The sequence below is a fragment of the Amphritea sp. genome, from assembly GCF_016744155.1.
GTDB lineage: Bacteria > Pseudomonadota > Gammaproteobacteria > Pseudomonadales > Balneatricaceae > Amphritea.
Genome location: NZ_JADGEW010000002.1, coordinates 108231 through 122725 on the forward strand (window position 1 = coordinate 108231; position 14495 = coordinate 122725).

The 14495-nt window shown below is 45.9% G+C and carries 12 protein-coding genes; 8 read left to right on the plus strand and 4 right to left on the minus strand.

The window, feature by feature from the left end; genetic code table 11:
• Positions 1-2: 2 nt before the first annotated feature.
• The 4 genes from QZZ54_RS03140 to QZZ54_RS03155 all read left to right on the plus strand — a co-directional run bounded on the left by QZZ54_RS03140 (position 3) and on the right by QZZ54_RS03155 (position 4090).
• Positions 3-719, plus strand: a complete 717-nt coding sequence (locus QZZ54_RS03140) for an aspartate/glutamate racemase family protein (RefSeq protein ID WP_290698446.1) — start codon at positions 3-5, stop codon at positions 717-719.
• 229 nt (positions 720-948) lie between these two features.
• Positions 949-1863: an EamA family transporter RarD gene (gene rarD, locus QZZ54_RS03145; RefSeq protein ID WP_290698449.1), complete on the plus strand. Its 915-nt coding sequence runs from the start codon at positions 949-951 to the stop codon at positions 1861-1863.
• A gap of 327 nt (positions 1864-2190) precedes the next feature.
• Positions 2191-3441 carry a L,D-transpeptidase family protein gene (locus QZZ54_RS03150; protein WP_290698451.1) on the plus strand — a complete coding sequence of 417 codons (1251 nt, stop codon included), beginning with the start codon at positions 2191-2193 and terminating at the stop codon, positions 3439-3441.
• A 73-nt stretch (positions 3442-3514) separates the two neighbouring features.
• Positions 3515-4090 carry a YcbK family protein gene (locus QZZ54_RS03155; RefSeq protein ID WP_290698454.1) on the plus strand — a complete coding sequence of 192 codons (576 nt, stop codon included), beginning with the start codon at positions 3515-3517 and terminating at the stop codon, positions 4088-4090.
• Positions 4091-4507: 417 nt separating this feature from the next.
• Here the strand turns inward: QZZ54_RS03155 and QZZ54_RS03160 are convergent, their stop codons facing one another.
• From QZZ54_RS03160 to QZZ54_RS03170, 3 genes are all read right to left on the minus strand, one after another.
• Positions 4508-4825, minus strand: coding sequence for a hypothetical protein (locus QZZ54_RS03160; protein ID WP_290698456.1), 318 nt, complete (start codon positions 4823-4825; stop codon positions 4508-4510).
• A 96-nt stretch (positions 4826-4921) separates the two neighbouring features.
• Entirely contained in the window at positions 4922-7639 is a 2718-nt protein-coding gene (locus QZZ54_RS03165; protein ID WP_290698459.1) for a cation-transporting P-type ATPase, read from the minus strand.
• A 158-nt stretch (positions 7640-7797) separates the two neighbouring features.
• Positions 7798-8163 (minus strand): STAS/SEC14 domain-containing protein, encoded by a 366-nt coding sequence (locus QZZ54_RS03170; protein WP_290698461.1) that lies wholly within the window; start codon positions 8161-8163, stop codon positions 7798-7800.
• Between the two features lie 98 nt (positions 8164-8261).
• On the opposite strand from QZZ54_RS03170, the gene QZZ54_RS03175 reads away from it, so the two are divergent.
• From QZZ54_RS03175 to QZZ54_RS03190, 4 genes are all read left to right on the plus strand, one after another.
• Positions 8262-8732 carry an NlpC/P60 family protein gene (locus QZZ54_RS03175; protein ID WP_290698464.1) on the plus strand — a complete coding sequence of 157 codons (471 nt, stop codon included), beginning with the start codon at positions 8262-8264 and terminating at the stop codon, positions 8730-8732.
• Positions 8733-8854: 122 nt separating this feature from the next.
• Positions 8855-9328, plus strand: coding sequence for a DUF2947 domain-containing protein (locus QZZ54_RS03180; protein WP_290698467.1), 474 nt, complete (start codon positions 8855-8857; stop codon positions 9326-9328).
• A 96-nt stretch (positions 9329-9424) separates the two neighbouring features.
• The gene (locus tag QZZ54_RS03185; RefSeq protein ID WP_290698470.1) at positions 9425-10213 is read left to right on the plus strand and encodes an endonuclease; all 789 of its coding nucleotides are present in this window, start codon (positions 9425-9427) and stop codon (positions 10211-10213) included.
• 141 nt (positions 10214-10354) lie between these two features.
• Positions 10355-11167: an HD domain-containing phosphohydrolase gene (locus QZZ54_RS03190; protein ID WP_290698472.1), complete on the plus strand. Its 813-nt coding sequence runs from the start codon at positions 10355-10357 to the stop codon at positions 11165-11167.
• A gap of 3 nt (positions 11168-11170) precedes the next feature.
• Here QZZ54_RS03190 and QZZ54_RS03195 read toward each other — a convergent pair whose 3' ends face one another.
• Entirely contained in the window at positions 11171-14377 is a 3207-nt protein-coding gene (locus QZZ54_RS03195; RefSeq protein WP_290698473.1) for an EAL domain-containing protein, read from the minus strand.
• Positions 14378-14495: the final 118 nt, after the last annotated feature.

Below are 14495 nucleotides of genomic sequence, written 5' to 3' on the forward strand. Positions count from 1 at the left end.
AAATGATTATTAAAGGTGGTATCAATGTATGTGGGCTCACCATGGGCGTTATCTCCCTGGAGTCTTACTTTCCCAAACCTGCTGGCCACATCAAACACCCAGGCAGCTTTGACTTTCCAATTTTGTACAAAACAGTAAAAGGCGCCACCATCGACCGCCTGATCGGTGAGCGTGATCCTGAATTGCTGAAGCCGTTTATCGAAGCGGCTCAAGAACTGGAACGTGAAGGTGTAAAAGCGATTACCGGCAGCTGTGGCTTTCTGGCACTACACCAGAAAGAGATCGCTGATGCGGTCGACGTTCCGGTATTCATGTCCAGCCTGATTCAGGTACCGTTGGTTTCTCGCTTCTTGAAGCGTGACCAGAAAGTTGGCGTAGTTGTAGCCAACAGTGACGCCCTGAGCGAAGACCATCTAAAGGGTGTAGGCATCACAGACGAAGCTATTATGGTTGCCGGTATGCAGCACCAGAAACAGTTTTCTGAAGTGATTCTGCATGGAAATACTGATGATTTAGATATGGATCTATTTGAAGAGGAGTTGAGCTCGGTGATCCAGAGCATGTTGGATGAAAGCCCTGAAGTGGGGGCTATCGTTCTTGAATGTACTGATTTATCGCACTTTGCTCCGATACTGCAGCAGCGATTTGGTTTGCCGATATTTGACCTCAGCAGCCTGACCCGTATGGTGGCTGCGGCGGTGGATCGCCAAATTGCTTGATACAAGCCTTTTGCTTCAATCAAGTTCTTGATAGCACTATTATGGCTGATTTAGACTGAGTTCTGAGTCAGCTTTTTTTATCGGAATATTGCCCATAGTTTAATTATCAATGAGAAATCAGTGGGTCTTGTTGGTTCTTCATAAATTCTGAATTGATCCAATTTGTTGCATGTGTTTATGCCGTGCTTACCTTTTTTGTAATGTTGTCATTTATAGTTGTAATCCAAATATGCGACGATTCAATCTTCCCCAAAATGGCCTGTTCTGGACCACCGCTGCCTATATCGTCTGGGGACTAACGCCGCTCTTTTATCAGCACTTGCGCGGAGTGGAGGCATTGGAGATTTTTGCCGTGCGCGTACTTTGTTCTGTGCCCCTTATGCTGGTGTTACTTTGGGTGACAGCTACTCCGTTTCGTGTTCTCAAAATGTTGATGGTACCGCGAACTTTTTTCTGGTTGCTCCTTTCTACCGCTTGTATTTCTATTAGTTGGTATCTGAATACTTGGGGTGCCACCAACGGTCAGGTATTAATGGTCAGTCTGGCGTACTTTCTCACGCCGCTTATAAGCATTTTGATCGGTGTTATTTATCTTCGTGAGCGGCTGACGCCATTACAGTGGGTGGCATTGGTGCTCTGCTCACTTGGCTTTTTATACGCTTGTATGAGCCTGGAGAGCTTTCCATGGCTGACCATCGGTATTGCATGTGCGTTTGGTTGTTATGGCGTGATCAAGAAGCAGGTAAGGATAGATACTCTCAACGGATTAACCGCTGAAACACTGTTGATGGTGCCTTTCGCTTTGTTCTATCTGGCCAGTATGGCGGGGCAGACCCATTGGGAATCTGGAGCCGATAATATACGTCTGTTGTTGGTTCTGACTGCCCCGATGACTCTTGTGCCACTGGGCCTGTTCGCTTTTGGAGTGGCGCGAATTAATAATCTATCTACCATCGCGGTACTGCAATATATCGAACCGACTCTGTACTTTCTACTAGCTGTTTTTGTATTTGGTGAAGCAATGGATATGGAACGCCTGACAACATTTGTGCTGGTATGGGCGGGCTTTATTGTCTTTTCTATCGATGCGATTCGCCGTGCTAAATTAGCGAAGGTTATTGGGCCAGAGAAACGGGATATCTGATGCTTAATTCGATTAAGGGTCTCGAATTAATCAGAAACTCTCTTCCAGGTTAGCTAAAAGAGTGGTTTTTATCCCAGAAAGCCTATCAATAAAAGCTGTTCATAGTGTGCTATGGCTCACTTGGAAGATTGAAGTAAATCAGTTGATTGAGTCTTCAGGGGTATTGTTCTCATCGCAAGGGGACGGTCCTGAACCTATCCCTGGTTAATCGACAAGCCTTAGTTCATCCCGTTTCCCTAAGTTTTCGAGTTATATTTTTGCTTTTTGTTGAACCACCGACTGTACTTTAAGTGTTAGATCTTCTTTTGAAGGCCTTAAGGAGTGTTTATGGTTCAGCGATTACTCCTCTGTATTTGTTTAGGTTTTAACTCTATTGCTCTTGCAGTGGAACATCCTGTTATTTTCTCTGCTCTGGTTAATCCGGATAGCAGGGAGCTCAGTCTGCCATTCCAGACCTATACTGACCTACCTGAAGCCCAGCTGTTCTATCAACGGCTCAATCTGCAAGGACACTGGCCGATACTCGAAAAAACCCCTCTACTACGCCTGGGTGATCGTCATCAGCAGACTAAAATTTTGCGCCATCAGTTATTTTTACTCGGAGACTATCCCCGCCGCACACTGATTACCCGAGACCGTAACCTTTTTGATAGCGATTTGAGTGAGGCGTTGAAACGGTTTCAGTTTCGTCATGGTGCTAAGGTCGATGGTATTCTTGGGCCCGAGAGTCGGGGCATGTTAAATGTATCTCCAGCTGTCAGGCTGGGACAGTTACAGCTCAATCAAATTCGTAACCAACAGTTCCAAAGCCAGCTTTCTGGCCAGAACGGAGAGCGCTATATTCAGGTTAATATTCCCGAATTTCGTTTGCGTCTGGTTGATGGCGATGAAAACCTGTTGCAGATGAAAACTATCGTTGGTCGCAAAAAAAGGAAAACACCGGTGTTTTTCACCGAGATTAAGGCGCTGGTGCTGAACCCTTCATGGACGGTTCCAAAGAGTATTGCCTACAAAGACATTATTCCGGACTGGCAGCAGAATCCTAATCACCTTTCTCGTAGTAAACTGCAGGTAGTAAACGGATGGGGAAATAATCGTCAGCGGGTACCTGAGACTGAAGTTGACCCGCAACAGATGTATCTAGGGCGTAACTACAACTACTTTTGGAAGGCGCCAGGGGCGGATAATCCACTGGGACGGATAAAGTTTATGTCCCGTAGTCGGTACGCGATCTATCTGCATGACACCTCAGCTCCGAGACTGTTTGATAATCCACGACGAGATTTTAGTTCCGGTTGTATTCGTGTGGAGCGGGCCCAGGATTTAGCCCAAATGTTGTTGCAGCTGGATAGCCCAGAGCAGCAATCGCTATTGGAGAAGGGGCTGTCTATTGATGAAACTGGGGAGATTCATCTTCGTCAGCCGGTGCCTGTGTATATGACTTATTGGACCGCTTGGGTCGATCGAAAAGGGCTGCTTAACTTCCGTAATGATATTTATAATCGGGATGGTTGGGAGATGAGCCAGTTCTTAAGTAGTGCCCAAGTTGAGCAAGGAATACTAAAAACTGCTGATTAAATTCTGTACAGAGGGGAGGTTGTAACGGATAATGGCTGACCAAATTTTGAACAGCTAGGTTTATTCTCTGACAATGACAAAATTACGACATCCGCGCAGGCAGTTTTTGCGCAATTTTGGGCTGCTTTCAGCCGGTGCCGCTCTCTCTCCGAAAGCTTTTGCCAGTACTATTCCTTCACATAAAGCACTGAGTCTCCCTGCTGAGATGTCTTTGGCATTTAATAACCTGCATACAGGTGAGACCCTGAACACTACATTTTTCTGTGAGGGAGAGTTTGTTACCGATAGCCTGCAGGCGATCAGTTATCTGTTGCGGGATCATCGTAACGACCAGGTTGGCGAGATGAGTCCTCAGCTGATGGTGTTGCTACATAATCTTCAACGCAGGATGGAGGTGAATAAGCCCTTTGAAGTTATCTCTGGCTACCGGTCTCCTGAAACCAATGCGATGCTAAGTCAGAAAAGCAGAAAGGTAGCGAAGAAGAGTCTGCATATGCAGGGTAAAGCGATCGATGTAAGGATGCCAGGAATCTCACTGACTGATCTTCACCGGGCCGCGCGGAATGAGAAACAGGGTGGTGTGGGGTTATATAGCCGTAGTAGTTTTGTACATATAGATACCGGCAGGCCCAGGTCTTGGGGTAGCTAAAGTCTTTAGAACGTCAGAAGATCGAAAACAAAGGAGTCGGCATTCCCTGCCTACAGGCTAGTTTATATTGCCGCTGATATTGTATCTAATGCTTTTTAATATCCTCTGCGTAAAGTGTCTTTTTGGACACTTTGCCTGCCTTATTCCTTATTAAGTCTCGTTTCAGCAACTTTACAAAGATGAATTTACATCTGTGCATCTCTATTCATTAGAGAAACTTAGTCCGCTATATACGGGTAAGAGGATAGATATAATTATTGGTGAGACTGTAGAACCGGTCTCAATGTGGCGAAACTGGCGACTGATCAAGCTGTGCCAGCAAGTTTTGTAGACGATATTGAGGGAGATCTGAGGTTGGCTCTGCGATTGAGTCAGCCAGTAATAAATGATGGTTTAAAGCTTAAGTTTCAATATCGCTTATTCTACGATAATGCGTAGAGGCTCACCGAAATCGTCGTATATCACTTTTTTGCGCTGACGGGTTGTCTTTTGTGCCGCCACCGCTCTTTGAGTTCGCTCGGATTTACGTGCATCAATCTGAGCAAGTACACCATTCAGAGGGGTACGCTCTTGACGCTGAGGGTTAAGAATAAATCCAGCGTTACGGTATGAGCCGTTTACCAAGCCTGTTGCACCGGTTTCAACTTCAGCTACTGCTCCACCCTTCTTCAAGAAGGCTTGGGTTTCCTGCTGTAATTGTTGACGCAATTCTGCTTTGGTTTGACGCTTAATCATTTCCGATATCCCAGAGTTGTATAACAAACGACCAATTATGCACTATTTGATGTGTGATTTGGAGAATATCGTGCGTATTTTGTGTTTAGTATCGCTTTATTCATGATTATCTGGTTCATGGATAAGTTTCTTCTCCAGCTCCACCGCTAGAAAGAGTATTAGTCCTACTAACAGGATTCTGCCCCAGGCTGCTGCGTCAATGCTAACCGTGTGGAAGAATAGCTGCATAATCGGCAGATAAGTAAAGAGTAGCTGGAAAAGTATCACCAATGCTATCGCGTATAGCGCGTATGGGTTACCCAGAAGGCCATCCCTGGTCAGCACAGAGCGGGTCAGGAAGCGTGAGTTCAGTAGATAGACAATCTCCATTACGACTAGGGTGTTTACGGCGACAGTTCGTGCGCTGTCTATATCTGTACCGTTGCTTCGTTCCCAGAGAAAAAGCCCAAAGGTCCCTGCCACCATTAAGAGTGAGACAAAAATAATTCGCCATACCATGAAAGGTGACAGAATTGGACGACGGGTGTTTCTGGGTGGCCGGTGCATGACGCCAGGCTCTGTTGGTTCAAAGGTTAGTGATAGCGCCAGTGTTACAGCGGTAATCATATTGACCCAGAGTATTTGTGCCGGTGTAACGGGTAGGAGTGTTCCTAGTGCGATAGCTGCCAGTACGGTTAGCGCTTCACCACCGTTAGTTGGCAGGATAAAGAGAATAGATTTGCTAATGTTGTCGAATACGGTACGACCCTCTTCGATAGCATGAGTAATAGAGGCAAAATTATCATCAGCCAGAACCATCTCTGAGGCTTCTTTAGCTGCTTCTGTGCCTTTAATACCCATGGCGGTGCCCACATCAGCACGTTTGAGAGAAGGGGCGTCGTTGACACCATCACCGGTCATGGCCACGACATGCTGACGGGCCTGCAGTGCGCTGACAATACGTAACTTATGTTCCGGACTGGCACGGGCAAAAATTTCTATATTTTCAACTTCATCCTGAAGTTGGCTATCTGTCATCTGTTCAATTTGGCTGCCGATCAGAGCGCGGGGGGCCTCGGTGATTCCCATCTGCAACGCGATAGCAGTGGCTGTAGCGACATGATCGCCGGTAATCATCTTTACTTGTATCCCGGCCAAGTGACACTCTTTCACGGCCTGAATAGCTTCTTCCCGGGGTGGGTCAATAATGCCAACCACTCCCAGTAATGTCAGATTATTACTGATATCGTTGAAGTGCAGAATTCGATGGTCTTCCGGAACCTCTAATAACGCCAGGGCAAGGGTTCTTTTTCCCTGACTGGCGATCTGTTCCTGTTGTTGGCTCCAGTAGTCAGCGTCTAAACTAATGTTGCTGTCTCCCTCTTTTTGCCAGTGACAACGGGGCAGAATAGCTTCTATTGCACCTTTTACATAAATCATCCCGTTGCCCATGTGATCGTGGTGCAGGGTCGCCATAAATCGGTGTTCTGATTCAAACGGGATCAGGTCATCCCTTGGCATCTCTATATGTAACTCTTGCAGGTTAATGCCTGATTTTGCACCCAACACCAGTAGAGCGCCTTCAGTCGGGTCGCCTTCAATCCCCCATTCTTCATCTTTTTGAATTAATTGAGCCTCATTGCAGAGCACTGCTGCTTTGCAGAGTTGTTGCAGCTCTTCCAGATTATGCAGGTTCAGGTCTTTGTTATCGCAGGTGAAAGTGCCGTGAGGGTTGTAACCTACACCACTGATATCGGCGCTACAACGCGCTGATACAACAGTTGTAACAGTCATCTCATTGCGGGTTAGTGTGCCGGTTTTGTCGGAGCAGATAACAGAGACTGAGCCTAAAGTTTCTACTGCGGGGAGGCGGCGGATGATAGCGTGACGTTTTGCCATACGCTGTACCCCGATCGCCAGGGCGATGGTGATAACCGCCGGTAATCCTTCAGGTATTGCGGCAACAGCCAAGCCTACCGCTGCCAGAAACATATCCCCGAGGGCGTAATTTCTGATCAGGTAGCCAAACATCATGGTTGCCAGAGCGATCAGTAAGATAGCGCCAGTCAACCAGCGGGCAAAGCTATCTAGCTGACGGGTTAGAGGAGTTGTTAGCGAGTGAACCTCTGCCAGCAGGGTGCTGATGCGTCCTATTTCAGTTGCTGAACCTGTGGCTACGACTGTACCTATACCTTGTCCATGGGTAACCAGCGTACCGGAAAAGGCTATGTTTTTTCTGTCTCCCAGATCAGCATCTGAGGCCACGGGGTCGGTTTGTTTGAGAACAGGAACGGATTCTCCGGTTAACAGTGCTTCTTCAATATTCAGTTCTTTTAATTTAAACAGGTGTAAGTCTGCAGGAATTCGGTCACCTGATTGAATAAAGACCACATCCCCTGGGACTAACGCTTCAGCCGGGACCTGACTCCGGTGTCCGTTACGAATAACTACCGCTTGTTGAGAAAGCATGTTGCGTACAGCATCGATCGCTTTTTCTGCTTTACCTTCCTGTATAAAGCCAACAAGGGCGTTAATTAGAACCACTGCGACTATGACCCCGGAGTCGATACTATGGCCCAGTAGTGCCGTAACTACGGCGGCAACAAGAAGCACATAAATAAGAACATTATGAAACTGTGCCAGCAGCCTGGTTAGTCCACTACGACGGGGAGGAGCTGGCAGCTGGTTAGCGCCATACTTTTGCATACGTGCTGCGGCTTGTTCGTCGGACAGTCCTTGAACTGAGGTGTCTAACATCTCAGTTATCTGCTCGGAGCTATAGCTATGCCACTCTGTTTGTGACTGAGTAGATATATTAGAGGCGAGGGTGTTCATGTTTTTGCTCTCTTAAGGTAGAAAACATACATTAAGAATAACTAATAAAGAGGCATGAAACGCTAACCCAGATCAGCCTTGTGAGCGAAGTTCAAAGAACCGATCAGTTTCTTCGCGAAGGTTGCCGATCGGGATCATGTTTTTCTTAGATTGGTTGTTCAGGCTTCATCAATCCAGTGAAGTGCCTGCAGAAACTGGCTTTCTGTAAAGTGTGCGGCTTCACCTGTGATAAAGGCACCACCGATCTTAACGGCCCAATCGAGCCAGTCGCTGCCACCGACTATTGCAAGTCGGATAAAGTCATTACCGTGGTTGGCTCCGAGTTTGGCATCTTCCCACATCGCACCGACTTCCCAGCCTTTGAAATCAGGATCAAGATAGAGAAGGCAGCGAACCTTATTGTGAGCTAATACTTTTTCTTCCAGCAGAGGAACAAAAGTGGTCTGATAGTCCTCGGATGTTAGTTTGCCTGTCGCTTGTAGCACAATGATGTCTCCGGCTGTTTCCGGCAGAATATGAAGCATGGGTATTTCCTTTAATCAGCGGGCTTAATAGGGGTGTAGTGTATCGGTGCTGATAGCAGAGTCAAAAAATATTCAATCATGCCGATACAATAGAGACTATGACTAAAACTATCGTTCTGATCTTAATGATCTGTCTTAGCGGTTGCAGTTCTCAACCGCAGCGCGTAATACCTTCTGCTTCAGTCTCGATAGAAGGGGAAGTGGTAAGGCAGCGCTTGCTGGCCCACTACCGGGAGTGGCAGGGAGTACCTTATCGTCTCGGCGGAGCAGACAAGCGGGGCGTGGATTGTTCTGCGTTTACCCAGCTGGCTTTCCGTCAGCAACTGGGCCTTGATCTGCCTCGAACCACCGAGGGGCAGGTTAAGCGGGGCAGGCAAGTTTCTCCGACTACTTTAGAACCAGGCGACCTGCTGTTTTATCGCAGCAGTGTTAAGGTTCGTCATGTAGGTATCTATTTAGGAGATGGGCAGTTTATGCATGCCTCAACCAGCCGAGGCGTAATGATATCTGAGCTGAATAACCCTTATTGGGCTGATCACTTCTGGCAGGCCCGACGGTTGGGTCCTTAAGCTATCACTCTTTATGTACAAGTACTTTTTGCATAATCTCTTTCTGGTATAGTGTGGCTGCCTTTTTGGTGTCATGCGATTACCAAGTTTTAATGAACTAAGTTTTAATGAGCTATTGTTTAATGAGCTATTTGCCGATAGAAGAATATAAAAAGATCTGGATTTTCAAGCATAAAGATATGCTGGTCAGTGATGAGGATCTGATTCAGATCAAGCCTCTCACTGAAGCGAGAGCTGAACAGGTATGGTCACAGCAGATTAGTAAACAGAACGCTCATCCGGAGCTTTTTGATGAGGAGGACTGGGCGAATAAGGCTCAGACCTGGTTGGAGACCGATAACTGGCAACAGCTCTGGGAATCTGATGACCCAAGCTTGCCTGAAATTCTGGCAGGGCATCTGCAATGGGACGATTCGACTGTCATCTGGTTCTGTTATGAAAGCGAACATGTTCTTGAAACCACTTGGGATGTCTTCCGTCGAAACTGGAAAAACTTTCTCTTCTTTGATGATGGCCCTTTGATAATTGGCCGCAAGCGTAAGCAGGTTGCGCAGTTTTATCAGACGGGTAACTATCGTATAGGTAACCGTAAGTAGGTTACGCCTTCCGTTTTATATTCAGTAAATAATCTATAAGCCGTCATCATGGATGATGATAAATAGGGAGGGATTCCTGTTTTCTAAGGAATCTCAATGTTTCAACGGTCTTTGGCTGTCTTGTTTGCGGCCTCATTTTCAATTTCAGCAATCGCTGTACCCCCCTCATCTTTTAGTAAATCTAAGCGTATTTTAAAGGAATTGTATCAGACCAATCCCGTGAGCTTTTACTGCGGCTGTGATTACCGAACTGAAGGAAAGAAGCTAGTCCCTCAGTGGGATAGCTGCGGTTATACACCACGTAAAAATGCAAACAGAGCTGGCAGAATCGAATGGGAGCATGTGGTACCAGCCTGGGCTTTTGGTCATCAACGTCAGTGTTGGCAGAACGGTGGTCGTAAAGCATGTAAAAAAGATCCTGTTTTTCGGAGCATGGAAGCCGACCTGCATAATTTGGTACCTGCGATTGGCGAGGTAAATGGAGACCGTTCAAACTATAGTTTTTCACAGTTGGAAGGCGAGCCCCGAGTCTATGGTCGTTGTGATATGGAGGTTGATTTTAAACGCCGTAAGGTCGAGCCACCATTGGAGCGGCAGGGAGATATTGCCCGAACTTATTTCTATATGCGTGATCAGTATGATTTGAAGATCAGCTCCAAGCAGGAAAAGCTGTTTGCGGTATGGAATAAACAGGATCCGGTTGATCGCTGGGAACTGGATCGCAACAGAATGATTAGCGAAGTGCAGGGCAACAGTAACCCTTATGTTACGGACTCCTATGTTTCTGAGCTGCCATCCGGGATTACCGAAAAGGTTTCTACTCTTCCTGAAGAACCAAAAGAGTCGTTGGTCGAACGGATTTTGACAAAATTGGGACAGCTTTAAAGTAGATATGAGTGTTGCTCGCACCCTTTCTGATTGTTGTACCCAGTTTGTGATTTATAAAGGCTTCAAAATCGGTTTAGCTGTTACTCTGATATAGGTGAATTAATCCTGAATTGAGAGTGGCTTTTACCGGAGTATCTGATGATAAAATCCTATTACCGTACTGTGCTGATCTATTTGATCTTTGCTTCTTTGTGGATCTATTTTTCAGATTCGGTTGTTGCGATTTTGATCCGTACTCCAGAAGGGATTACGCAGGCCCAGAATTTAAAAGGTCTGGCGTTTGTTGCTTGTACCTCTCTAATGCTTTTCTTTTTGATTCGCTCTGATCTTAACCGGATTAATGAGGTGAATGTAAAGTTACGCAAAAGCTATGATCAAACTCTTGAAGGTTGGGTGCAGGTGATGGATATTCGTCATAAGGAGACCCGGCAGCACAGTCTTCGTGTTACCCGAATGACGGTCAAGCTTGCGAGTTTAATGGGTGTTGAGGGTGAGGAGCTGACCTTCATTGGCCGGGGAGCGATGATGCATGACGCTGGTAAAGTAGGTATCCCCGATAGTATTTTAATCAAGCCGGGTCCTCTTAATGAGGAAGAATGGGAAGTGATGAAACAGCATCCGGTGATTGCCCGGGATATGATGCAGGATATTGAATTTCTTCAGCCCTCTATTGATATTCCCTATTCTCATCATGAGCGGTGGAATGGTAGTGGTTATCCAGAAGGGCTGAAAGGGGAAGAAATCCCACTAGCGGCAAGGCTGTTTGCCATCATTGATGTTTGGGATGCGTTGGTGGAGAAGCGGGTTTATAAAGAGTCCTGGCCTGAGGATCAGGTAATGTTTTATCTTCAGGAGCAGGCAGGGATCCATTTCGACCCGCAGGTAGTTGATCTGTTTTTAGATAATTATCTGGAGGTTAAAGCAGCAGCCCTCCATCCTTCAGTTTTTTAATTATTAGTTAGCCAGAGCTATTTTCTGTTCGCTAAATTCAACATACCAGCGTTCAAATTGTTCTGCAGTCATCGCTTTTTCGTAATAGAATCCTTGAACATAGTCACAATTGGCCTGCAGTAGCAGTTCTTGTTGTTCATGGGTTTCAACACCCTCTGCTATCACCTTCAGTCCAAGGGTATGAGCCATGACTATGATGGCATTGCAAAGAACCATGTTATTCGTATCTGACTGCAGCGTGCGAATAAAGTCTCTATCAATCTTTATATAGTCGATATCCAATTGGTTCAGATGGGTTAGGGAGGAGAAACCTGCGCCAAAATTGTCCAATGTTACTTGTATGTTTACCTCTCTGAGCTGTTGTATTCGCTGTTTGGTCTCAACGGAAGACTCGGTTAACAGGTGTTCTTTGATTTCAATTCCGATAAATGATTTATCGGCAGATGAACTATTAGGCGTTGCATCATTAATATCGGATTCCTTGATTAATTGAATCCAGCGTTCCGGTACAGAGCTGACAGAGCTACTTTCAAAATGGGCTGCCGATGTATTTACACAGAGTTGAAGGTCGGGGGACAGCGCTGAGCGCCATAGACTGATCTGTTGTAACGCTTCTCTGAACCCCCAATCGTCAATTTCTAAAATCAGACCACTCTCTTCTGCTTCCTGTATAAACTGATGGGGGGTCTGTAACCCTTGAACTGGGTGATTCCAGCGTATTAGTGCTTCAGCTTTAATAACCCTTCGACTCTGTAGGTCGATAATTGGTTGATAATAGAGTTGGAACTGAGATTCATCAATCGCCTTGCGTAACTCTTTGATCAGGGTTGCTCGTTTAAGCGCCAGAGTTTGCATGCTGGGGGTAAAGTAATGCAGTTTACTGCGTCCGGCATCTTTTGCCGCATACATCGCCTGGTCGGCGTTCTTGATCAGTTGTTCGGCATACTCTCCGTCCTGAGGATAGAGAGTCGCACCAATGCTTGCGGATATAGTGAGAGATTGTTGGTTTATCTCAAAAGGCTGTTTCAGGATGTCCAATATCTTATTGGCGACCTGATCGACCTGCGCACTGTTGTCAATCTGTGGCAGGATAATGGTAAATTCATCACCGCCCAGCCGGGCGATGGTATCACTGCTACGAACCAACTTTCTGAATCGGTTTGCGACTTCCACCAGTAATTGATCTCCGACATTGTGTCCCAGAGTGTCATTTACCTCTTTGAAACGGTCAAGATCTAAAAACAATAAAGCCAAAGATGTTTCTGAACGGGAAGCCAGGCGAATCTCCTGGGCCAGGCGATCCATGAACATTCGGCGGTTGGGCAGATTGGTAAGAGGGTCAAAATTTGCTTGTTTCCAAATTAGCTCTTCGGTGCGTTTCTTTTCGGTAATATCAGAGAAAATTGCGATGCGTTGGTAGATACTACCGTCATCGTTGTAGAGTGTATTGATATTTAACCAGGCGATATAAACTTCACCCTCTTTATGCCGATTCCAGATTTCACCTTGCCATTTACCCGTTTGATTAAGGCTTTTTCGCATCTCTGTGTAGAACGGGTCTTTATGAATACCGGAACTCAGTAGGGCTGGAGATTGGCCTATCGTGTCTTCAGCGGGGTAGCCAGTGATCTTGCTGAACGCATTATTGACCTTGGCAATCTTACCCTCTGAGTCAACAATCATGATGGCATCATTAGCTTCAAATGCTGCAGCGGCTAAGTGCAGCTGTTCAGTCTGCCTCTGCTTCTCAAAATTCAGATGAGTACCGGCAATACAAAGTGGATGATTATTCCGCCCGAAGCGGATCGGTTTACCCCGGCTTTGAACCCAAAGCCACTTGTTATCATTAGTAAGTAATCTAACTTCAATTTCAGCGGTGTGATTGTTGAGCATCTGTGGCAAGAAATTGATATAGAAACGAATCTGATCTTCGGGGTGCATTAACTTACGGAATAACTTTCGGGTAAGCTGAAATGCCTGATCTTTAAATCCCAGCATTTTATAGCACTGGCTATCCCAGTGAATGGAGTCATCGGTCAAATCCCAACTCCATAAACCAGTTTCGGTTGCTTCCATTGTCAGCCGGTAGCGCTCTTCTGACTCTTTAAGGGCATGCTCGTAGCGATAGCGGGTTCTGTGAAGCTGGTTGAACGCCTGGATTAATTGACCGACTTCATCATGACTACGGACTGTCAGCATGTGTTCTGAGAGTTGGCCGTCAGCCATTTTACGAATCTCTCGTGATGCCTGAGTCAGGGGTGTCAGCAGCTGTTTTAGGAAAAAGGCGATTATTAAGCCCATTAACAGAATAATAACGAGACTTACCAGAACGATCTTATTGGTGAGCTGATTAATGGTAACCATCGCTTTTTGCAGCGGGTAAGTTCGGATGACAATCCAGTCCATCTTATCTATTTCAGCGGAGGCATAGATAATGTTGTTGCCGAGCAGGTCTAAACTTATACCTGATTGATTGCCATCTAATATCGCTTCTATACATTCACAGTGTTTATCTTTTAGATAGCTTTCCAGAGGGATGCCTGTTTGGGTGTCAGTGACGAAAATTTTCAGATTTGGATCGATGATCATCATGCGACCGCCGTCGCTGAAATTCTGTCGTGAGATCTCTTTTAACAGGTTGTCATCAGCCAATACATTTACGCCAAATATAAAACCGAGTATCTCACCAGAGGCCGATATTATGGGAGAGTTAATGACAAAAAGAGGTGTGTTTAGTCCTTTGCCGACCAGAGGCTTAGAGATAACGGATGCTTTCTTACTGCGGGCCTTTTGTATATGTTTCCGACCAGAAAAATCGATGCCTGTACGGTTGGGTACCATTGGGTAGTCTACAACAGAAATTCCTTGCCGGTTGGCTACCACTAGGCCTCCATTAAATAGGGACTGTAAGAGGGTGTCCTGCTTTAATGCCTCCTGAATTTTGTCGTTAGAATGCAGTTTGGTTCTTGAATGGAGCGTGCCTGCAAACTTCTCCAGAGCAAGCATTCTCTTTTGCAGAGCAGAATCCATCTGCCGTGACACCATATCAACCATGGTTTGCTGCTGTTCAACCAATAGATGAATAGAATCATTTTGGATATAACGGAAAATCAATGTGGTAATCGCGACGGCCGAGATAAGAAAGCCCGCCAGCGTCAGTATTAAGACCCGGTTATGTAGTGATGTCGGTAAAAAGCGGGGAAAAACCATTCATGCATATCCATAAGGTCTGAATGCGATATAAAAAATATATAAATGATTCACAGAACCTAATTTAAGAAAACCTAAAAAATTGATTGATATGTTATCTTAGCTTAGCCCAGATAGG